The 21,873-nt window shown below is 71.7% G+C and carries 15 protein-coding genes; all 15 read right to left on the bottom strand.

Annotation, left to right across the window (positions count from 1 at the left end):
* Positions 1-6: 6 nt before the first annotated feature.
* The 15 genes from AB0F38_RS09150 to AB0F38_RS09080 are packed head-to-tail and all read right to left on the bottom strand — an operon-like array spanning position 7 to position 21,861.
* A complete protein-coding gene (locus AB0F38_RS09150) occupies positions 7-3,768 on the bottom strand; it encodes a putative baseplate assembly protein (protein WP_361889066.1) in 3,762 nt (1,253 codons plus the stop codon).
* Positions 3,765-6,932 carry a putative baseplate assembly protein gene (locus AB0F38_RS09145; protein WP_361889063.1) on the bottom strand — a complete coding sequence of 1,056 codons (3,168 nt, stop codon included), beginning with the start codon at positions 6,930-6,932 and terminating at the stop codon, positions 3,765-3,767. Before AB0F38_RS09145 ends, AB0F38_RS09150 begins: the two co-directional genes overlap by 4 nt.
* Positions 6,929-7,306, bottom strand: a complete 378-nt coding sequence (locus AB0F38_RS09140) for a GPW/gp25 family protein (protein ID WP_361889060.1) — start codon at positions 7,304-7,306, stop codon at positions 6,929-6,931. Before AB0F38_RS09140 ends, AB0F38_RS09145 begins: the two co-directional genes overlap by 4 nt.
* Positions 7,303-7,644 carry a hypothetical protein gene (locus AB0F38_RS09135; RefSeq protein WP_361889057.1) on the bottom strand — a complete coding sequence of 114 codons (342 nt, stop codon included), beginning with the start codon at positions 7,642-7,644 and terminating at the stop codon, positions 7,303-7,305. Before AB0F38_RS09135 ends, AB0F38_RS09140 begins: the two co-directional genes overlap by 4 nt.
* 21 nt (positions 7,645-7,665) lie before the next feature.
* Entirely contained in the window at positions 7,666-8,196 is a 531-nt protein-coding gene (locus tag AB0F38_RS09130) for a phage baseplate assembly protein V (protein ID WP_361889054.1), read from the bottom strand.
* Positions 8,197-8,233: 37 nt separating this feature from the next.
* Positions 8,234-9,373, bottom strand: a complete 1,140-nt coding sequence (locus AB0F38_RS09125; protein ID WP_361889050.1) for a hypothetical protein — start codon at positions 9,371-9,373, stop codon at positions 8,234-8,236.
* Complete coding sequence (locus AB0F38_RS09120; protein ID WP_361889048.1) at positions 9,366-9,740, bottom strand: hypothetical protein; 375 nt, start codon at positions 9,738-9,740, stop codon at positions 9,366-9,368. The genes AB0F38_RS09125 and AB0F38_RS09120 overlap by 8 nt, the downstream gene beginning before the upstream one ends.
* 5 nt (positions 9,741-9,745) lie before the next feature.
* Positions 9,746-10,432: a hypothetical protein gene (locus AB0F38_RS09115; protein ID WP_361889046.1), complete on the bottom strand. Its 687-nt coding sequence runs from the start codon at positions 10,430-10,432 to the stop codon at positions 9,746-9,748.
* Entirely contained in the window at positions 10,429-11,109 is a 681-nt protein-coding gene (locus AB0F38_RS09110) for a hypothetical protein (protein WP_361889043.1), read from the bottom strand. The genes AB0F38_RS09115 and AB0F38_RS09110 overlap by 4 nt, the downstream gene beginning before the upstream one ends.
* Positions 11,110-11,121: 12 nt before the next feature.
* Complete coding sequence (locus AB0F38_RS09105) at positions 11,122-17,223, bottom strand: DUF4157 domain-containing protein (protein ID WP_361889040.1); 6,102 nt, start codon at positions 17,221-17,223, stop codon at positions 11,122-11,124.
* Positions 17,220-17,504 carry a hypothetical protein gene (locus AB0F38_RS09100; protein ID WP_361889038.1) on the bottom strand — a complete coding sequence of 95 codons (285 nt, stop codon included), beginning with the start codon at positions 17,502-17,504 and terminating at the stop codon, positions 17,220-17,222. The genes AB0F38_RS09105 and AB0F38_RS09100 overlap by 4 nt, the downstream gene beginning before the upstream one ends.
* Positions 17,495-19,495, bottom strand: coding sequence for an ATP-binding protein (locus tag AB0F38_RS09095; RefSeq protein ID WP_361889035.1), 2,001 nt, complete (start codon positions 19,493-19,495; stop codon positions 17,495-17,497). Before AB0F38_RS09095 ends, AB0F38_RS09100 begins: the two co-directional genes overlap by 10 nt.
* Before the next feature lie 30 nt (positions 19,496-19,525).
* Entirely contained in the window at positions 19,526-20,383 is an 858-nt protein-coding gene (locus AB0F38_RS09090) for a DUF4255 domain-containing protein (RefSeq protein WP_361889033.1), read from the bottom strand.
* Positions 20,384-20,387: 4 nt separating this feature from the next.
* Complete coding sequence (locus tag AB0F38_RS09085) at positions 20,388-21,131, bottom strand: hypothetical protein (protein ID WP_361889030.1); 744 nt, start codon at positions 21,129-21,131, stop codon at positions 20,388-20,390.
* Complete coding sequence (locus AB0F38_RS09080; RefSeq protein ID WP_361889028.1) at positions 21,124-21,861, bottom strand: hypothetical protein; 738 nt, start codon at positions 21,859-21,861, stop codon at positions 21,124-21,126. The genes AB0F38_RS09085 and AB0F38_RS09080 overlap by 8 nt, the downstream gene beginning before the upstream one ends.
* Positions 21,862-21,873 lie beyond the last annotated feature (12 nt).

Below are 21,873 nucleotides of genomic sequence, written 5' to 3'. Positions count from 1 at the left end.
GGGTGTTCATGCGGTGACCTCCGTGAGATGCAGCGTGTCGGGGACGTCCGGTGACAGCAGGACGAGCTGTGCGGGCCGGATACCGCGGAAGACGCACACCGCGCGGCCTCTCTCCAGCCGCCGGGTGTCGGTGATGTCCGGGTTGAGGCGCAGCAGTTCGGCGAGTGCGATGCCGTACCGGGCGGCCACCGAGGTGAGCGTCTCGCCCTCCGGTGCGGTCACCCGGTGCACGTCCTCGTCGTACGTGGCGAGCCGTGCCGGGACCGTGGTCCGCGGTTCGGCGAGCGTGTCCGCGAGGGCGGGCAGACCGTCGGGGGTGAGGGAGTCCGGCACTCCGCCGAAGACGTCCACGTCCACGTGGTCGACACCGGGTACGGAGTGAGCCGTCGCCAGCACGTCCGACAGATGTGCGGGGCTGCCCAGCTCGCGCCGTGAGCTGCCGAACCGGGTCAGCAGGGCCTGACGCAGCTTCGGTTCGACGATCCGCCAGCTGTGGTCGCGGGCCACCTTCACCTTCGCCGCGAGGAGGAGCAGCAGCAGTTCGCGTACCCGCACCCGTACGGGCAGACGGGAGTCGCCGTACCGGGCGAGCGAGGAGCGCAGTGCGGTGAGCACGTCGGAGTCCTCGGCGATCGGGATGTCCTGGACCCCTGCGACGGTGACGTGCAGCACCTGCCGCCTGCCGTCGAAGAGTTCGCGCGCCACCGCCCGCCCGATCCCGGCCCGGGAGCGGGCGAACTCCTCGTAGTCGGCGACCGACACCAGCCGGTCGAGGGCGGACACGGCGAGCGGGATCGCGGACCGGGTCTGCCCGGGGCCGTCCGCGTCGGCGCCGCCCGTCGCGGGCTGGGGATTGGTGACCCCGGTGACACCCAGCGGCCGGGTCACCGCCTGCGTGACTCGGTCGGCCCGGACGTTGGCGGCCCTGCCGGAGCCGAAGCGGTAGCGGGCCCGGACGTTCTCGTGGCCGGTGGGGAGCCGGGCCCCGTGCACCCCGTCGCCGAAGGTCACCGTCGTCCGGCCGCCCGCGGAACCGCAGACGTAGACCCGCTCGCGCGGGCCGCGTCCGGCGAGGCTGTCCACCCGGTGCCAGAGCAGCCCGTCGACGCGCACCTCCAGGGCCGGGGTCGCGCCCAGCGGGTTGTCGGCGGGCAGCCAGGTCAGCGGCGCCTGCCAAAGCGCGAACGTCTGGTTGGCGAGGTCCGCGTTCCCGTTGCCGATCGCCTCCTCCCGGCTCTCGCCGTGTCCGGCCGCCACGACGTTGCCGCGTACGCGTACGGTGGCGCGCCGGTAGCGGTGGACCAGGTCCGTCGTCAGGGTGAGCCTCGTGTGCACGTGGTCGCCGGGCAGCAGCGGGTCGAGCACCTGGTCGACGCCCGCGATGGTCACCAGTTCGGTGGCCGGGGCGGCGGGTACGTCGGTGCGCTCCCCGGACACGATCAGCCGCCGTCCCGGGCGCAGCCCGTCGTACAGCTCGGCGAGTTCCAGTTCGTTGCCGTGGACGTCCTCGGCGAGCGGCTCGTCGGCGAGCCGCAGCGCCTGCCCGCCCGCGTGCACGGTGGCGTCGCGGATGGTGGAGAGCAGTACGTCGTGCTCGTCGAGCCAGGGGTCGGCCAGGGTCAGCTCCGTACCGCGGCCGGTGATGCCGAAGTCGGTGTACACGGCGGTGCGCAGGGAGGTGACCCTGGTGGTGACGCGTCCGAGGGCCGGATCGCCCGGGATGGCGTCCGGCCCCGCGGCTCCCTTGCGGGGGCGCTCGATCACGACCCAGCTGCCGACCGTGATCGAGTCCTGCACCGAGTCCAGCGCGATCACCCTCCGGTCGGCGGGTTCCGGTACCGTGGCGATGCCGATCATCACGTTGGCCGGTTCGCTGCCGACCGTGTAGCGCACGGTCAGCTCGTGTCCCTGGTGCCTGATCTGCTGGTGGTCGCCGGGCGCCAGGTGCCAGCTCTTCGGCTCACCGTTGTGCACGGCGACATGGACACGGCCGTCGCCCGCGGGCCGGGACACGAACAGCGTCCGTTCGGGCAGCCCGTCGAGCAGCTGGGCGGTCACGCCCGGCTCCTGCGAGTCGGCGGGGCGCTTGTTCAGCCAGCTCAGATCGTGGTCCTGAGCGGTCCGGGTCATGACCGCGACCCTGCCGGGCCCGAGATCGAACGTCGCCTCCGACGGCAGGTTCTCCGCGTGCTGGACGGAGGACCCCGTCTCGGTGTGCTGGAACTCGGCACGCACCGGGACCTTGCCCGCCGTGTCGAACACCACCCGCATCGTCGTGAGGGCGGAGCCGGTCAGCGGCCAGTCAGCCTGCCTGATCACCCGCCCCCGCTCGTCCTGCACCGGCCTCAGCGGGGCCATCGCCCCGAACGGGGCGGCCGTCACGCGCATCGCCTGCACCTCGTGCAGGAGCGACGGCATGGTGGGGGCGGACCGCCGCCACGCCGGGTACATCCCGTCGGCGATCCGCGGGTCGAGCGCCGCCAGCAGCCGCGCGCCCAGATCGGAGCCCGGGGCCGCCGGTGGTGTACCGGCGTACGCCGGTACCGGCCGGTTACGGGACGGGCGCACGACCTCGCCGCGCAGTGCGGGGAGTACGGCTCCGAGCGCCTGCAGCGCCGCGGACACCGGCGCGGCGGCGCGCGGCGTTCCGGGGGCCGGCCGGGAGGGCTCAAGGTCCGCCGCCTGCGCGATCACGGCGCCGACGATCGCCTCCAACTGCTCGAACCAGGCGAGGACATCGGCGTGCGCGCGGGCGACGGCCTGTGCCTCGGCGAGCCGCTCGTGCGGCTCCGCCAGCCGTGCCGCGAGGGCGGCCGGCGAGGTGACGGAGTCCAGGTCGGCCCGCAGGGGGGCGAGCACCTGGGCGTCGAACTCGGCGATGAATCTGCTGACCGGGCGCGGATTGGGGTTGTCGGGCGCGGGTTCGCCGTCCTCGACCGCCCGCTCGTCCTCGGTGATCCATTCGCGCAGCAGCCCCACCAGTTCGCCCAGGGAGGGCGGGGCGGACTGCTGGAGCCCGATCCCCGTCACGTCGTCCTCCCGGTCGGCACGGAGCCGGGCCACCGTGCGGAGCAGCCGCTGCCCCGGGTCTCCGTCACCGCCCTGCCCCTTGAGGACGAACAGCAGCCGGTCCCCGGTCCGCAGACCGGTCGTGGTGCCCGACACCTGGATCTCGGAGCGCCGGGTCAGATCCTGCTCGGTCAGCAGCGCGGGCCTGCGCCGGCGCACAGCGAGCTCGTTCCACGAGGCGCGGGCGACGAGATCGGCGTCCGTCTCGAAGACCTGCGACTCCTCCTCGGAGGTGAGCGGAACGCTGTTGCTGCGCGCCCCGCGCGGAACGACCACCTCCACGTCCACGCCCCGCGGGTCCCTGTCCAGGGTGTACGCGAGATGAGTGTCTGCGGCGATGCCCGGCCTCGGACGGTGCCCCACCAGCCGACCGAGCAGCGCCAGCGAGCGGTGCTCGTTCGCGGTCCGGACGTACGCCTCGTCCATGATCCGTTCGGAGTGGAACGTCAGCAGGTCGCCGACGACCGCCCAGGCGTCCAGCAGTCCGATCGCCGGATCGTCCGGGGTACGGACCGTCAGCCCTCGCAGCGCCGGGTACGCCGGGGAGGCGAGCCGGTCCACCATGGCCGCCAGGAACGATCCGTAGTCCCCGGCCCGGTAGTCGAGAGCGGTGCGCCCCGGTGGGTTGTACAGGGCCGCGGGTGCCAGGCCTTCGTCGTGTCCACCGCAGCCGCAGCCGCGGTTGTCCGCGCCGCTCATCGGGTGCCTCCGGCGAGTTCGATGGTGAGCCGCCCGTTGTCGGGGCGGTCCGGGTCGTTGTCGCAGCGTGCGATCTCCAGCGCGCCGATCCGCAGCACGCCCGTCTCCAGGGCAGTGCCCTCTGCGTCGGCGCCGTCGAAGAGCCGGCGCAGCCGGGTCACCGTCACGCTCTCCACCCCCTGCACGCCGGCCGCGGCGGCCACCAGCCTGCTGAGCCGCACCGGGTCGCCGAACACCAGGGCGTCGGGATGGAAGAAGCCGAGCCGCCCGTCGCGCAGCCGCCCGCTGCCCAGCAGTCGGTACAGCTCGGCCAGGATCTGCCCGTGCTGATGGCCGGGTGCGGCACCCACCGACAGTGCGATGTCCAGCGGTACGGTGCTCGCGGGGCCGACCACCAGATCGTGTCCGATCCGCCGGTAGCGCTCCAGCGCGTACGCCACCGAGTCGAGCAGCTCGGGCTCCGGATCCCCGGCGCCCAGCGGATCGACGGCGACATGCGCCTCCTGCACACTGCCGGTCCAGCGGATCTCCGCGGCCGCCCGCTGCACCCCGGGAAGTGCGGAGGCCAGGGCCGCGTAGTCCTCGGCGGTGACCGCGCGCCGGGCGGTGCGCTTCAGGTCGAGCGGGGCCAGCTGCCGCACCTGTTCGAGCGGTTCGGGCTCCGTTCCGCCGACCGCAGGCAGCGGATTGCGTACCCGCGCGACCGGCGGCGCCTCCCCGGCGTCCTGGGTGTCCGGGTCGCGGTACAGCACCAGATGGTTGACGGCCTCCGCGCCGACGTTGCCCGCCGTGCCGCCGCCGAGCCGGTAGTGCAGCTCCAGCCGGGCTCCGGGCCGGGGCCGGGCACCGTGCCGCCCGTCGCCGAACCGCAGCGCGATCCGCCCGTCGTCCTCCAGCTCACCGACGAGATGCCGGTCCCGGTGACCGGCGGCGAGCAGGTCCCGCCGGGCGGTCCACTCCTCGTCGCCGTCCACGGCCGTCACCGCGGGCAGCGCGGCCCGCGGATCCTGGACGAGTGAGGCGGCGGGGCCCCTCAGCACCGGCTCGTCGGGATGCAGTCCGGCCGCGTGGCCGGGGCCCCAGCTCTGCGCGATCTCCCAGGCGATGCCCGCGCCGAGCACCGCACCCGCCCGGGCCCGGGCCGTCAGCACCTGGAGCCTGCGCAGTTTAGGTGCCAGCAGCCGGTCGCTGCGGTGCAGCAGTTCACGCAGCGCGCGTACGGGGTGGAGGTGCAGCTCCAGGTGCTCCAGTGCCCGCAGTCCGAAGAGCACGGTCAGCTCGTCGATCTCCGCCTCGGTCAGCCCGTCGCGGTCGCGGGCACTGCGCCACAGCTCCACCAGCCGCTCCCGGACCCGCCCGGGCACGGCGGCCAGCCGGTCGGCCTGCCCGGCCGAGACGTGCTCGGGCAGGGGGAAGGGCGCCGCCTGGACGACGGGTGAGCGCTGGAGCACCGGCCGGAACCGGGGCCGGATGCCCGGGTGGACCACCTGCGCGAGCAGAGTCGCCAGCGCCTCGGCCTGCTCGTACGCCGCACCCGGTACGACCTTCTCGCGCCGTCGCCCCGCGAGCTCCAGGCCGATTCCGGCGCGCGTCACCTGATCCTCGCCGACCCGCTCGGACAGTTCCCTCACCTGCTCGGCGGTGAGCAGCCGGCCGCGCCGCGTCTGTCCCAGGCGTTCGCCCAGGAGCCGGGCCGTCGCGTTGCCCGCGTCGACGCCCTCGCAGCCGGAGCCGGCCGGCTCGCAGGAACCGGGGACGGCGGGGTCCGGGGGCGCGACGACCGTCTCGGGCCGCGCCCCGCCGAAGGTCAGCGACCTGCCGTGGTCGACGAGGACCACATTGCCCCGGGCGACGCTGACGTCCGCCACCGGTTCGCAGTCCGGCCCGCCGCGCGTCGACAGGCACAGGGGGAAGGCCAGCGCGTCCTGGCGGGCCCAGGTGATCTCCAGCACCGGCTGGCCGGCCAGCTCGTCCACGCCCGGGGTGACCGAGGTCAGCCGTACCGCCTGCCGGTGGGCGGGATCCGCGTCGCCGGGCATGCCCGATCGCGTCCCGCGCACTTCCTCGAACAGCAGCAGATCGCCGGGCGCCAGGGCCAGCGACCGCACCGTGCGCCTCTTGTCGGTCCACCCGTCCCGCAGCGTCGCGGAGACAGCGCCCTTCGGCAGGGCGCACACCTCGTCACCCCAGGTCCACAGACGGATGGTGTTGTGCGCCGGGCGCAGTTCGGCCGGCTCGGTGTCCACCACCGGCTCGAACACCTCCACCACACCTCGCTCGGCCAGCACCGCCAGCTCACGGTCCTCGACGACGGTGCCCGCGTCGGGCGCGCGGAGCCCCGGCGTGCGGACGTCGACCGCGGCGAAGCGGAACGTCCCGGGCAGCAGTGTCAGCCGCTTCGTCACCTCGACGGTGACCAGGGCCCGGGCGTTGCAGCCGTCGTGCATCGGGTAGTCGATCAGCCGTACGTGCCGGCGCACCGACACCCGCCTGCGTGCGGTGTCGAGGTACGCCTCCGTCGCGACCGCGTCCTGCTGGTAGCTGATCCGGTCGGCGGTGTACGCCAGCAGTTCGACGAGCGTCACACCGAGGTCGGCGGGGCTGCGCTCCACCCAGTCGGGCGTGGTCAGCGCCAGCCGGTCCAGGAGGAGCCGGCGCACGGAGTCGAAGTCGCGCGCCGTGTAGTCGATGACGGGTGCTTCCACCCGGGCCCCGGCATCGCGGCCCGACGTGTCCTCGGCGCAGTCGAAGGGTGTGGGGCAGTCCGTCCGGAACTCGAACTCCGTACGGAAGTAGCGCTGGTCGAAACCGGGGAACGGCTTCGTGCCCGGTCGCCCGTACGGATCGGCCTCCACCACCGACAGCCGGTAGCGCGAGGTGTCCCCGGTGCGGTCGACCGTCACGAGCAGCCGGTCGTCGAGCTCCGGGTCCTCCTCCCGCTCCACGGTCACCTCGACCGCCTCGACACCCGTGACGCGACGGCCGCCGTCGACGCGGATGTTCTCCGGGCACAGCCCGTGCGGGGCCTTGCCGAGGAACGTCACCGTGAGTGTCAGTCCGTCGTCGCCCACCTCCACCGCGTCCACGCCGTGGAGCCGCGCCGCGCGCACCGTGCCACGCCTGCCGTCCGTCCGGCAGGCCACCTCCCTGCCCGTGCCGCTCATGCGGGCCCGCTCCCTTCGAACACCTCGTCGCGACGGCTCCCGGTGAAGCGCACCACATAGCGCAGACACACCCGGACGACGTTCTCCTCGCTCACCACGTCCAGGGACTCCACGTCGATCAGCTCGCCCAGCCGGCGCTGCAGCGAGGCCTGCACGGAGAGTTCCATCGCCGAGGCCAGTTCGGGGCTGTTCGGCGTGAACACCAGATCCAGCAGCCCGCAGCCGAAGTCGGGTCGCATCAGCCGTTCGCCGGGGCTGGTGAACAGCAGCTGCTCGACCAGATCCCGCACGTGTTCGTCGTAGCGGGCGTGCGCCGTCCGGCCGCGCCGGTCGGTACGGAACGGGAACGCCAGGTCGCTGCGTACGGTGCTCATCGGCATGTCACCCCCCGCCGGGCCGCGTTCACGACCGGTGGCCCCTGCGGCACGAGAGCCGCGCTGAAGCACTGCGCCGCACTCGTGTGCAGCAGGACGGGTACGCCGTCGACCCGCACGGCGTCCGGCCGCGGGCTCCACCGGACGGTGGTGCACGGATGCGGCACCCGGTCGACGGTGTGCGGGCACCCGGTCACCACGAAGGTGTCGGACGCGGTGTGCACGGGCAGCCCGTCCAGGCGCACGGCCGTGCACGCGGAGGCGGCGGAGGCCCGGCCGCCGTGCGGGCAGTGAAGGGCCGCGGCGGCGCTGACGATGGTCCCTGAGCTGGTGGACAAGTCTTCTCTCCCCGTTGTCTGTCACTGCTTCTCGGCCACGATCAGCCGGCCGTCGTTGATGTCGACCTCGCCACCGGCCAGCACGATCGAGGCGCCCTGGCCGTCGGCGATCGTCACGCCCTTCTCGTCCACCTGGATGTACGCCCCGGTCGCGGCCTGGAGGCGGATGCCGTTGCCGCCGTCCGGCACGTCGCCCATGACGAACCTGTGCCGGTCGGAGGTCTGGATCACCACGTTCTGGTGGGCGGGTCCCCCGGTCAGCGCGTCGGGCGGGAGCTCGGACGCGTCGCCGTACCAGCAGCCCGTCCAGATGGGGAAGCTGACGTCTCCCTGCTCGAACTCCACCCATACCCCCGCGCCTTCGGCGGGGACGACGTACTGCCCCGACTGAGGGCCCGTGAACGACAGACAGGGCATGGCCCAGGTGGACGTCTCGTCGCCCAGGACGTCCGGCACCTTGACCGTGACCCGGCCGGTCCTCAGCGGATCGTCGTTGCTCACCACCCGCCCCCGGAACTTGCCGAGAAACCGGTTGTTCGGTCCTGCAGCCATGCGTAGGTCTCCTGGTCCGCTTCCGCTGTCGCGGCCGCTACGGTCGTACGGTGCCGCTCCGGGCGATGAGCCCCTCGCGTGAGAGCGTGAAGTTCTGCTGGTACGAGCCGGGCCTGATCGTGTGGGTGACGGACTTGACGAAGTAGTCGCCGTCGTACGTCACCCCGGCGCCACGGACCCCGACCAGCTCGCGCGGCCGCAGGACGTACCCGTGGCGGTTGACGTCCAGCGACCCGGACCCCGAGATGGCGTCGGCGGACAGTGCGGCCCGCGCCAGCAGCTCCGCCTGCGCCTGCGCCGACTCCTTCTTCGCCGTGCCGGACAGCGTGCGCCGCTTGAGCGCGGGGGTGGCGCGGCGGCCGAGCGGGGGGCGCAGCGGCCCGATGTCGGGCTGCGGCAGGAGCCGGCTGTCCCGGGTGGCCGGGTCCTGCACCCGGGCCTGGGGTTCCTCCCTCGCCGTCCCGTCGTACGCGAACGTCAGCTGGTCCACGGTCGAGTTGACGTCCATGTTCACGTTGAGCGCGTGCTGCCGCTGTCCGATGCGGGCCTCGGGGCCCCAGACGGCGGTGGAGCGGCCGGGGCGTGGTCCTGGTTCGAGGTAGAACGTGTAGCCGTTGGCCCGGGCCAGATCGTTCACATAGCTCAGGTCGGTGCCCGACTGGTAGTCGACCCTCAGCTGTTCGCGGGGCGGCTGCTCGATCTGCTCCTGGAAGACACGGGCCTCGATGCCGTAGTCGGCGTACCTGGCGAGGATGCGGGCTACGCGTCCGGAGGGCCGCAGGTTCGGGTACCGGTCGGTGCGCTCCTCCAGGTCCATGAGGAGGGTCAGGTCCTCACCGGTCACCGTGAGGGTGGAGTGCCCCGGCTGATTGCTCGCGCCGACCTCCTGGCGCACGATCAGCCCGTCGAGCAGCACCCATGCCGTGCCCTTCACGCTCACGGAGAGGATCACGCGGGTCTTCGGGTCGAAGAACCCCTCGGGCAGCAGCCGCGTGTTCAGCGCGCCCCGCTTGGTGAGGTCGAACGCGAGCTGGAACCCGCTGCGTTCGCCCGCGGTGGAGGTGATCTGGGCGGACAGCAGCGCCTCGGTGACCTCGGGCGGCACGGGCCGGGTCAGCCGGGGTCCCGCCTCCAGCGTGATGTGGACGGGCCCGCTCCCCACGGGCTGGTCAGACATACCGTGCTCCCGTCCCCGGGAAGCCGCCGGCATGCGGGACGGCGATGGTGCGGCCCGGCTCCTCGGTCAGCTCGTGCGGGTCCAGCACGGGGTTGGCGTCGGCGATCTGCCACCACTGGCCCGGGTCGCCGAAGTACCGCTGCGCGAGCAGGTCCGGCCGCTCTCCGCTGCTGACGGTGTGCGGGGCGCTCTCCTGTGCCGCCTCGCTCAGTGGTGGCAGTAACCGCCGCTTCGCGTACCGCACTTCGGTCCCGTCGGCCATCCGGTGCACGCCGATCTCGGCATCGTGGTAACGGCTGGAGCGGGGGTAGGGGTGGGCACCTGGTACGGCGTCCAGCGCGCTCTCGTACGGTTCGGCCTCGGCCATGCTCTTCAGCCCCTTCCCATGACGGTGTGGCCCCCGGCCAGCCCCAGCGAGACGAGCCCGCCGCCGCGCGCGGCCCTGGCGAGCTGTTCCTTCTGCGCGAGATGCGCCATGTACAGATCGGCCCCGCGGTGACCGGCGGGCAGATCGCTGACGCTGAGCACCTTCATGCCGATGCTGAGGCTCGCCCGGATCGGATTGAGGCTCACGTCGAACGCCGACTCGTTGATGGACAGTTCGGTGAGCCGCACGGGCATGACGCGCTTGCTTCCCCAGGTGAAGAGGGTGAGCGGCATCTCGATCGGGCTGATCTCGATGGTCCCCTTCCTGGCGAGCCGGCTCGCCTCGCGCAGCTGGTCGGTGGTCGGGTGCACGAGCATTTCGAGGGTGGCCAGCTCGGGGTGGATCCCGTCGGGGGCGGCGACCTCGAACTGATCGGTGGCATCGATCTCGGCGGTGAACTTCCAGGTCTCCTGGGCGGGCCCCTTGAGGCGGAGGGCCTCGTTACGGTCCCCACTCCCACTGCCCCCTCCCCCGGAGTCCCCGCTCCCGCCGGCGGACTGGGGCGCGAGGCTGCGCTCCAGGGTGTCGGGGTTGAACTGGAGGACGATGATGCGCTGGGGCGTGCCGCGTTCGGGGTCGACGACGACGATGCCGGAGCGGATGGGCTTGGGGATGTCGGCGTAGCGGGTCACAGTCGCTCCTCAAGACGGGTCCGCAAGTCCGCATAATCATGATCCGGGAAAACTTGCGGAAAAATTTCGAGCATGCACTTCATCGAATTCATCGCCGTCCGGACATCGCTGTGCTCCATGCCGGCAGTGGTGAAGAGATGCTGCCAGCCGTAAGCACCTTTGGTCGTCAGCAGGCTGTCGAGATAGGTGCAGTAATCCAAATCCATTCGGAAGACGCCGAGCGGACCGTCGTGGTACCAGATCTCTGGGTTCACCATTCCCGGCGAGATCCTCAGTGCGGCAAAAGTGTCTCCGCCTCCATAAGGCTGATCGTCAAAGATTCGGAGCTCGGCGTAGATCTGCGACTCTTCGTCCGTGGAGTACTCAGTGTCCGCATCCGTTCCCACGGTGAGCATCGCGGCTGCCAGATGACGCAGTGAAAATTCTCCGGAAACATGCGATTCACCCAGCTCCAGGCGCCAGTGGCTCGAGATTCCTTCGAAACGAAGGAAGCAACGCTGCAGTCTTTGATCAAGACGAATGCCCTGCCATGAGAAGATTTTCTCGAACGCATCCTGTGCGCCCCCTACCGATTCCTCGATCGGCCCGCACTCCGACTGGTAAACGCACACCCGCCGGCATTCGTCGAGCTCCTTCAGCGATTCGACATGGCGCCGTTCGTATTCGGTGAGATTCATTTCGTTTCACACCTACTTACTGTCGAAGCGAATATCTTTTTCTTTGGCTATCACTTTTTGGAGATCTTGCCCGTAGGGAATGACGTCCGAGGCAGGGAGCCGACTGATCTCATTTGACATCCTGAGCCTGAGCGATCTCATGTCCCGGAAAGGCCCCAGGCGGTGCAGCGTTACGGAGAAGTCTTTCGACACCTTGAACTTCTCTTCTATCCTCCTGGCGCTCACCTGGTTGATGTTGAATCGAGTGTCCGTATCCAGCCGCTCCGGGAGTTCGATATTGTTACGTACATACGCGCGTTCTGCGGGCTTCTCCTTCCATTTGCGCTGCTTGAGTTCGTACCCACCCCATTTCATGCCGAGGGATTCAGGAAATCCGTAGTCGGCATCACTCCGGTTGTCGGTGTGGAAGGACACATCAACCTTGTACCAGATCATTTTCTCTGAGGCATTACCGACCTTGGGCTTCACCGCACCCTCGGCATACCTCTCCACCTCGTTGTAGAACCTCGTGTTCAACGAGGTGAGGGTAGGGACAAGATTGCTGCCCTTCGCAGGTCCGGACAGACCTCCGTGAAGCAGGTGCGTGCGCCCCCAGCGGGGAGATTTCCCGACGGTCCGGGGGCCCCAGCCGATCGGGACTCCGGCTGCCGCATCGGTTGACTTCTCTCCATCTGAAGCCTTGCCGTTGATCCCTGTCGCCTTGAAGCTGCTACCACGTATCCCGTCGGCGAACTCGGGGACCACCATGGGCAGAAGCGGTACATCTTGTTCGATGTTCCGCACCTCCAGCCTTCTGGCCAGCCTGCGCAGAAGCAGCTGGAGAGTCCGGTAGGCCCTCTCCTGTCCCGAGTTGGCGGTTGTCGACGAGCCCGGTGGAAGAAGCTTCTGTTTGTCTTTCACTCGCAGGAGCGTGTCTCGCGCATCTTGCAGTGCCGCCCGCTGGGCCTCTTGTTCCTGAGGGTCGGGAATCGACGGGATGGCCTTCACCCATTCATCGAAATACGCCTCTATCCCCATAGGCCTGCTGTGCACTTCAAGGTCGGCTCGTCGGCCACGTCCTCGGTACATGAGCGTGTGCGACTCTTCGTCCATCGTGCGAAATCCAGCCCTGGGCATATCGAGTTGATGCCCGTTCCCGTCCGGCCGATCCGGCTTGTTGTTCCGCAACCTGTCCCTGACCTTCCGCAACGCGTCATTCAGCCGGCGCGCCAGGTTCTTCAGCTTGTCGAACAGGTTCCGGGCCCTGGCCCCGAGGCGGCGCAGCGCGTTGCGGATCTTCGCCAGGGCGTCCCTCGCCGCGTTACCGACGCGGCTCAGTGCGCTCGGCCCCCTCGGCTTCTTCCGGTCGGGCTTCTGGCCGGGGGCGTCCTTGTTGGGTCGCTTGCCGTCCTTGGGCGGCTTCCGCAGGTCCGGGCGTTTGTCGTCGGGCTTCTTCCTGCCCGGGCGCTTGGTGTCCGGGCCCCGCCCCCCCGGGCGCTTCGTGTCGGGGCGGTCCTTGCCCGGCTTCGGTCCCGGGCCACGGCCGGCCTCGTTCGTGGGGTGGCCGTCCCTGCGGCGGTCGTCGTCCCGCTCGTCCTTGGGTGTCGCGGGCTTTGTCGCGGGCTTGCGTCCGGGCGTGGGCACGGGGGCCGGCCGGGCCGGCTTCGAGGCCGGGGTGTCCTGGCGGGGTGCGTCCTTCTCCGGGTCGGGGCGCCTGTCCCGTCCCTTGTCGGAGTCCGGGTCCTTCCGTCCGAGCTTCGCCGCCCTGCCGCGCAGCACCTTCGCCACCTTGCCCAGGTACTTGCCCACTCCGCTCACCAGCCACTGGTAGATGAGCTCCAGGAGCGCGACCACGCCCGAGGCCACGGCCTTCGCGAACGGCAGCGCACCGCTTCCGCCCTTGACGGCCTTGAGGAACGTCATGAACATCCCGAACGCGCGCAGGATCGAGCCCAGCGCGTCGTACGCCGTCTTCAGCGCGTCGATGATCGCCATGACCCAGCCCGCACCAGGGATCAGCTTCGCGACCACCTTCGTGACGATCAGCTCACCGATGATCACGGGGAGTTGTGGAAGCGCCTCGTCCCAGGCCATCTTGGCCATGTCTTCCTTGGACGTGCCGCCCTTCACCAGTCGGTTGAACATCTCCGTCGGGATGCCGATCAGCTGCTGCACCTTCTGGTTGAACCACTCCTTCACGGCGGTCTTGATCTCCGTGAAGAGGTGCTCCTTGGATCCGGTGACCGCGGCGTCCTTCGCCTTGCCGATCCAGCCGCCCGGGTCACTGAGGATGTCCGTGGCGACGGCCGCCCACTCACCCAGACCCTTGAGGAGCGCCGCGCCGACCTCCATCGCCTTCACCGTCACGGTCTCCGCGATCTCGACCGCGGCCAGCATTCCCTGCTCCATGAGGTCCAGGCCGGCCAGGAGCGCGTCGCCGAACGCGTCGATCAGCTTGCCCGCGATGTCCTTGAGCTTGTCCGCGGCCTGGTTGACTTTCTTGACCGCCGCGTCACGCAGACCGTCGATGGACTTGCGCCACTTGTCCCGCAGTGCGGGATAGTCCTTCAGCAGTTCGTCACCGAGGCGGATGAGGGCGTCGGCGAAGTCGTTGATCTGCTGGACGACCCACTTGCGGGCGTCGTCGATCAGGGTGAAGACCTGCTTCTTGAACTCCTCGATCACTCCCTTGACCAGGTTGCGGGCTTTTTCGAAGACGTCCTTGACGGCCTTCTTCAGCTTGGTGAACTGGTCCTTGATCCAGTCGAGGCCCTTCTCGAACCAGTTCCGGGAGTCCTTCTTCCCCTCGTCGCGCTTCTGTGTCGCTTCCTTCTCGGCCCCGGTCCGCCCGTCGTCGATCTTCTTCTGGTCGTCCTTGGTCCGCTGATCGACGTCCTGGTCGGTCCTGTCCTGCTTCTCCTTGATGTCCGTGCGCGCCTTGGTGAACTGCTTGCCCTTCTTGCCGTCCACCTCGGCAAGCTTGTCGTCCTGCTCCTTGCGCCAACTGGTGCGGGAGCGGGCTATGTCGGTGCGGCCCTGGTCACGTGCGTTCGTCTGTTCCTTGGTGTTGGTGTCGATCTCCTGCCTGACGTCCTGCTGGTACTGGCGGCGGTCCTGCTTGGCCTTGGTCTCCTTCTCCTGGCGGGCGCCCGTCATCTTCTGCGCCGCCTGCCCGAAGGCCTGCTTGATCTGCGGGCCCTGTTCGTGCTCCGCGACCGCCGAAACCGCCTCCGGCGGCAGGCCCGCCCCGGGGGTGTTCGCCGGGCCGCCCTTCCCGCCACGCTGACGCCTGACGCCGCCGATGCGCGCGGTCAGGGTCTCCTTCGGCACGTCCGGGTAGAGCTGGTCCTCACCCATCGGGCGGGCCGCGTCCTCCCGGCCCTCGGTGTGCAGCTCGGCGCCCTTGTCGTCGAGCTTCTTCGCCTGTTTGTCGGTCCGTTCCGGGTCGGAGTCGTCCTTGAGGGGCAGTTCGGGCGCGTCACCGACCTTGGCGCCGTACAGCCCCTTGTCCGTGCCGGGCAGCTTGTCGATGGACCCGGTGAGCTTGTCGAGGGGCAGGAGTTTGGAGAGGAGCTTCTTGCCGAGCCCCATCAGCAGTGCCTTGCCGATGTCCCACCAGCCCGGCTCCTCCGTGTCCGCACCGGGGAGTTCGCCGCTCGGCGCCTTCTCGCCCTTGATCTCCGGCGTGCTGCCCTGCGCCGCCTCCGTCTTCCCCACGCTCTGCGAGGTGTACGTGCCCGGAGCCGACGGCTTCGGGCCTCCCCGTACGGTCGTGGGCGAGCCGACTGGCCGCTCCATCGTGGGCGGCGCACCCTTCAGACTGCCGCGTTCTCCGGACACCGAGCTGCCGACCGTCGCGGTGACGCCCTTCAGCGTGGCCACCGCCAGATGGGGCTGGAGGCCTGCCGCGGACGCGAGCCCGGACTCGGGGGTGCTGCCCGCGACGTTCGGAGCCGGTGCCGCCTTCTTCGGCTTCGCGGTGGCCCTGCCACGACCGCCACCGCCGGGGCTCCCACCGCTCCTGGCCCGGGGTGCCGCATTGACGGTGACGGGTTTGTCGGTGTCGGACCGTGCGGGCTCGTGCTTCGGCGGCGCCTGGGTCCGGAGAACGACAGAAGCGACCTCCTCCGCCGCCGGTGCTACCGCACCGGTGTCGCCGCCCGCGCCCGGAACGGTGGCGGGGGCGGAGGCCGGGGCCGCGGCAGCCCGCGGCGTCGCGGCGGCCGCGGGCTTCGCGGGTGCGTCCGAGCCGCCCGAACCCCTGCCGCCCGCCGAGGGGGTCGCCTGCCCCCGTGCGTCCTCGGCTGCCTTGGCCAGCCGGCCAGGGGCGGCGTCGCCGTGCGGCGTACCGTCCCGACCGCTCCGTTCCTCCCCAGGGCTTTCGTTCGCCTGCTGCGACTCGACCGCCAGGTCGCGCTCCTGGGCCTCGGAATCCGTCCCGCCCGACGAGGCGTCACGCGCCGCCCCTGGACGGACCTCCTCATCGCTCTCCGGCTCGCCGATCCCCTCCCGCTGATCGAGGGGGCCCTCCGGATCGAGGTCCTCACTGCCTTCCTCGATGGCCGCCGCCAACGCGTCCGTGTCCGCGACGGGCACGCGCGGCGTGGGCGACGAGTCGCCAGTGCCCCGTTCCGAGCGCGGAGCCGACGCGTTCGCCGCAGCCCCTTCGAGGCCGACAGGACCCGCATCGTCCTGGCGGGGCGCCGGTCCCGGATCGGCCGCGTCCCGCTCCGCCTCCGCGACGAGGTCCTCCAACTCGGCAAGCGCCTCGGCCTCGTCGGCACCCGGAAGCTCGTCGTCCTGGTCCTGTTCGGACTCGGGAGGCGCGTCCTGCGGGGCCGAGTTGCGGGTGTCGTCGCGCTCCGCCGCGCTCTTGTCCACGGGCGTCGGGCGCGCGGCTCCGGTCTGCCTGGCCGACGCCTCCTTGCGCTTCGACTCGTCCGGTCGCGGCTGCGGGGTGCGTGCCTGCTGCGGTTCCGCCTGCCGGTCCTCGTCCTTCGCGCCGCCGGCCGTGCCCTTGTCCTCGGCCGCACCGGGCCCCTGTTCGGCACCGATGGACTTCCCCTCCACCTGGAGGGGTTGGGCCCCGGCCGATTCCTGCTCGCTCCGCTCCGCCTGCGGGGGAGCGCCCGACGGTGCTGCGCCGCCCACGGCCGTACCGGTCTCCCGCGCCTCTTCGGATGCGCCGCTGTCCGCTCCCGGGTCCTCGACCTTGCGCCGCTGCGCCTGCCGCATGCGCTCGTTCTCCAGCTCGTCCGCGCTGTCGAGCCTGGCGCGCCACGCCTCCGCCTCGGACTCCTGCTCCCAGGTGACCTCCTCGATCGCGTCGGGGACCACATGCGGGGTGAGCAGGACCGACGCCTCCAACGGCAGCGGCGCCCGGTCCACTTCGTCGAGCAGGTCGACGAGCCGGTCGTGGGCCGGGGTGGGCAGCCGCGTCTCCAGCGCGTCGAGGACCGTGTCCTGGAGCTCCACGGGCATCCGCACCAGCTGGAGCCGTACCCTCCCCGAGGCGTCCGCCGGGTCTCCTCGCAGCGAGCGCAGCACACCGTTGACCAGCCGGTCGACCACGGTCTCCGGGTCCATGCGTTCGGCACGCAGCCGGTCCGCGTCCACGGTCGCGTATCGCAGCCAGCCGGGTGTGGACCCGTTCGGAGCGATCTCCGGCGCGGGCGTCCCGTCCCGTACGGCCTCCTGCGCCGCCGACTCCGCCTCGCGCTCCACGGCCTGCTGCGGCAGGCTCACCGCGCCCAGGTCGCGACCCGCGCGCAGCGCACCGAGCCCGTGCGGATTCTGCACCGTGTGCAGCAGTTCGTGGGCGAGCAGACGCTGACCGTCCTGGGTTCCGGGACGGTACGCACCCTCCCGGAAGAAGATGTCCTGCCCCACCGCCACCGCGTCGGCGCCCAGCATCTCTGTGAGCGCGCCCGCGTCCCGGTCGGTGTGCAGCCGTACCCGGCTGAAGTCGTGGCCGAGAGCCTCCTCCAGCTCCCGCCGTACGCTCAGGTCGAGCGGCTGGCCCGCGCCGCTGACGATGTTCTTCGGCTCGGGCGCCCTGGACGCGGCGCGTTCCTTGCGCTTGCGGCGTTTGCCGGACCGGTCCGACCGCGTCTCCTGCGAGTGGGACGTGCTCATGGCGTCACCTCGCCTCCGCCCGAGAGGCCCGTGTGCACCGCGCGCGCCAGCTCCTGGCCGAGGCGGCGCGCGGAGAGGTTCGCGGGCAGCGGGGGCAGCCCCGCCAGCGCGTCCAGCGCCTGTCCGCCGTCGGCGGCGAGCGGCACGCCCCGTTCCCTCAGGAGACGCCCCAACTCGGCCTGGAACGCCTCCGATACCCGCTCGGGGTCCACCCGGCCGAACCCGTCGAGCACCAGCTCGCCGATGTGTACCCGTACCGTGCGCTGCTCGTTCACACCCATCCGTGCACCTCCGACGGTGTCAGGGAGCGGTCGAGCTTCAGGTATTCGGTGCGGGCGGCCTCCAGCAGGTGGCGCATCTGGAGCCGGTCGCCCTCCTCCGCCGCGAGGAACGCGCCGGAGAGCGCGATGTTGCGGATGGAACCGCCCGCCACGGTCAGACGCGCCAGCAGGGCGGGGTCGACGCCCTTCATCGGCGCACGTGCGGGCAGCACACGGCGCCAGATCTCGGCCCGCTCGCTCTCACCGGGGAACGGGAAGTCCACCACGAAGCGGATACGGCGCATGAACGCCGTGTCCAGCGCCTGCTTCATGTTCGTCGTGAGGACCGCCAGTCCCCGGTACGCCTCCATCCGCATCAGCAGATAGCTGACTTCGAGGTTGGCGTACCGGTCGTGGCTGTCCTTGACCTCACTGCGCTTGCCGAACAGGGCGTCTGCCTCGTCGAACAGCAACAGGGCCCCGCCCTGCTCGGCGGCGTCGAAGACCCTGCGCAGGTTCTTCTCGGTCTCACCGATGTATTTGCTGACCACCTGGGAGAGATCGATGACGAACAGGTCCAGGCCCAGCTCCTTCGCCATCACCTCGGCGGCGAGGGTCTTGCCGGTGCCGGAGCCGCCCGCGAAGAGTGCGGTGACGCCCAGGCCCCGGCGCAGCGTCCCGGCGAAGCCCCACTCCTCGTGGACGGTGGGCCGCTGCCGTACGTGCGCGGTGATCTCGCGCAGCACCCGCACCTGCCGCTCCGCCAGCACCAGATCGCCCCAGGCGGCCTGCGGTTCGATCCGGCGGCCCAGCTCGTCCATGCCCATCCGGGCCTCGGTGAGTCCCGCCCGCCAGGCCAGGCCGGTCGCGTCCAGCTCGTCCTCGCCGGGCAGGTCCCTGGCCACGGCCGCTCCCGCCGAGCGGACCAGATGGGGCGGCAGCGAGAACTGGGCCACGAGGTCACGCAGGTCGCCCTCCGACACGTCCGGCACCGCGGCGAACGCGTCGGTCCACACCCCGAGCTGCTCGTCGGCGTCCAGCGGTGGCACGACCACGCGCTCACCGCGAGTGCGGGCCGTCTGCCGCGGGCCGGAACTCGACACGACCAGCGGCACGGCCGCGCTCTCGACGAACGCATCGGTGGCGGTGGCCTGTTCGCGGTCCAGGTCACCGACCTCCACCAGCAGCGCGGCGGGCAGCAGCACCGCTTCGCGCTGCCACAGACGGGCCAGCAGGTCGCGTGAGGCCGGGGCGGCCGGAAGATCGGCGGCCGCCAACTCGTAGAGTCCGAGTCCCGAGCGGCGCGCGGCGACCGCGGCGATGTCCGCACGGGTGCGGAAGTCGCCCCCCACCAGCTCGACCCGGAGCGGCGCACCGCGCCCGGCTCCCGCCCAGCCGGCCGCGACCCGGTCCGCGGCCCGGGCGTGGGAGGCGGGCAGCGAGTCCGGCGCGGTGGTCCGGCGCAGCAGCCCGTGGAGCCGTGCGTCCAGGTAGGGCGAGCCGACCAGGAAGTGCAGGATCCGTTCGTCGAGCCGGAGCCGGGACGTGGTCAGCCGGGTCTCGTCGTCGAGCTCGACGATCCGCCAGCGCCGCAACGGGGCGACGGGTGTGAGGGCGCTCCAGTGCGGATCGCCGAGCGCGGCGAGGGAGAGCGAGAAGGTGGGGTACGCCCGTTCCGGATCCCCGCAGGCCGACGCACAGCGGGCGGCCGTGGTGGGGTCCAGCTCGGCCGCCGCGGCCAGCAGGACGATCTGGCGCTCGAACGGGCTGAGGCCGAAGCAGGCGACGAGGGCATCGAGGGCCGCGGGACCGGGGGATGCGGCCACGGCGGCGCCGAGGTCCGGGCTCTCCGTCGGCTGCTCGGACCCTGCCGGGCCCGGGCCGTGCGTCGCGCGCCCGGCGTGGGTGTCGATGCGGGCGAGCACGGCGTGGACGGCCGCCAGGAGCGCCCGCCCCTGCGCCGCCGCGTCGCGGCCCTCGCCCCCGCCGGCCCCTGCGCCGTCCGTGCCCATGTCCTCACCCCCCGTTTTCCGCATCGCGGCTCAGCCCTTGTCGTCCGGCGCCGGTGTGCCACTCCCGGCCGTCCTGCGGGGACGCGGCGGAGCCGCTCGCCCGGCTGCGGCCTTGGTGGACTTGGCAGGAGCCCGGACCGTGCCGTCGGCGGAGGTCCTCGCCGTGGCAGCCTTCGCCGGACCGGCCTTCTTCGGCGCGACCTTCTTCGCGGGAGCGGCGCGAGCGACGGGGGCTGCCGGAGCAACGGCTGCCGCCGGAGGAGGCACCGGAGCCCCCGGCGCCCCGAACGGCACCACCCGCACCGTGCGTTGCACCACCGGCTTCGCCGGGACCGGCTTCTCGCGGCCCTCGATCACCACCAGTGATGCCTGATAGGCGACGGACAGGGTGTAGGGGGTCTGGTGCAGCATGCCCCAGAGCTTGGACGTCTCGTCGACGTCCATGACCGTCGGCGTGAAGCGGACCTTCTGCAGGGATTCCGCCAGGTCGCTGCCCGCCAGATGTGGTCGCTCGGCGGCCAGTTCGATCAGTTCCCGGGGCAGCACCGGAATCTCGTGCAGGGTCCGGATCACGCAGCCCAGCAGCCGCTGCCCGACCAGCTCCGTCTCCTCCCCGTACGCGCTGATCACGTAGTGCAGGTCCAGTGGTGCTGCCGCCCGGTTGCGCAGGGTGCCGTCGGGGGCGCGTGCCGGCAGGTCGTTGTTGCGCATCGCGGCGTTCGGGGTCACCTGGTAGAGGAACACCGTGATGGTCGGCTCGCCCGGCGGCGCCGACAGCGGCTTACGGGTCTCCACCTTGACCGCGATGTCCATCTCGGGTCCCAGGTTGCTCTCGATCAGCAGGGCGAGCGCCTGGGTGACCGTGGCGACGGCGAGTGCGTTGCTCATGTCGTCAGTCCCTCTTCCCGCCACGCGACAGGAAGTCGCCCAGCGTCAGTACGGGGCCCGGCCGGCCGGCCGGCGGGGCGGGGCGCCCGGCCGGTGAGGCATTCGCGCCGGGCGGCGGCGCCGCGCTGACCTCCAGCCGGCCGATCTGAACCTGCACGACGCGTTCGGCCTGGCGTGGCGCGCGCCGCCCCACCGATCCGAGCGCGACACCCCGCGCAGCGGCGGAGCCGGGGCCCCGCGGCACCGCGAGCGCTGCCGCACGCACCGGTGCGGCACCCTGCTGCGCCGGCGCAGCCGCCCCGGCGGGCGCCGGCACGGGCTCGCCCGGAGGGGACGACCGCCCACGACGTGCCGCACGCGCGCCTTGCGCCGCTCCGGGCCGGACCTTCGGTACGGGAGCGACCGGGAGCCGCGGCGGCGGCGCCGGGGCCGCCGCCGCGGGCGGGACCGGCTGTCCCGTCCCGTCGGGCTGCGGGGCGCGCTCGGTGCGCACCACGGTGTGCCGCTCCGTACGCACCTCCCGGTCCGGCCGCGCCGGCCGGGGCCCCTCCGGGTCGGCCAGGGGGGCGGAGGGAATCAGCGCGGCCGGTTCGTCCGGCTCGGGCGGGCCGTACCGCAGTGCCTCGGTCCGCTCGAACGGACCGGACAGCCGCGGCCGTACCCGTACCCGTGTGCCGGTCTCACCGGTGCTGCCGGCCGCGGCGACCGGCGTGTACCGGGCGAGCAGCCGGTCGAAGTAGTCAGCCATCGGTACACAGCTCCAGGTAGTAACGACGCCGGAGAGGGCTGAGCGCCAGGATGTGCGGCTCGCTCCACCCGTAGGCGGTGGCGAGCAGATGGACGTCGACGAGCAGGTCCCTTGCCCAGTTGTCCAGTTCGGTCCAGAGGTAGGAGGTGATGTCCAGCTCGGCCGGGGTGGCCCCACCGCATTCCGGGCACGCCACGTCCAGCGTCACCTCGGCCGTCGGGTCCGCCTCGGCGGCCTTCTCGGCGATGAGCCGCTCCACCCGTTCGGGCAGCAGCGCGGCCAGTCGCTCCGCGGCGACGCTCTCGCCGCCCCGCAGGGCCCGTACCGTGCAGCCCGTCACCAGTCGTCGGCGTGCGTCGGCGGGTGAGGCGGCCGCACCGGCCGCTGCGAGGTCGGCGACGGTGGGCAGCCGGAACTCGACGACCCAGTCGTCCTCCGCAACGCGCAGCAGCCGGTCCTCCGCCGCCGGACGGGCACCCAGCGCACCGGCATCGAGGTCGAACTCCATGGCCTCGCCGCAGGCACCGCACTCGATCCGCACCTGCATCCGCTCACCGAACAGCGACCGGCGCAACGCGAGCAGGTCCGCCTCCCGCTCGCCGACCGGCACCGACAGCAACGCGTCCGTACCGGCCCCCGGGCGGGCCGCCCGGTGCAGCAGCAGCGACTTCTCCGCCGCACCCAGAAGCAGCCCGGCCTCCCAGGTGGCGAGCAGTTCGGCGGGCCCCATGGGGGCCGTCCC

Origin of the sequence: Streptomyces sp. NPDC025273 (genome assembly GCF_040638585.1) — a bacterium.
Classification (GTDB): Bacteria; Actinomycetota; Actinomycetes; order Streptomycetales; family Streptomycetaceae; genus Streptomyces; species Streptomyces cinereorectus.
The sequence above is the reverse complement of the archived record's forward strand: the minus strand, read 5'-3'. Positions and strand labels throughout refer to the sequence as shown.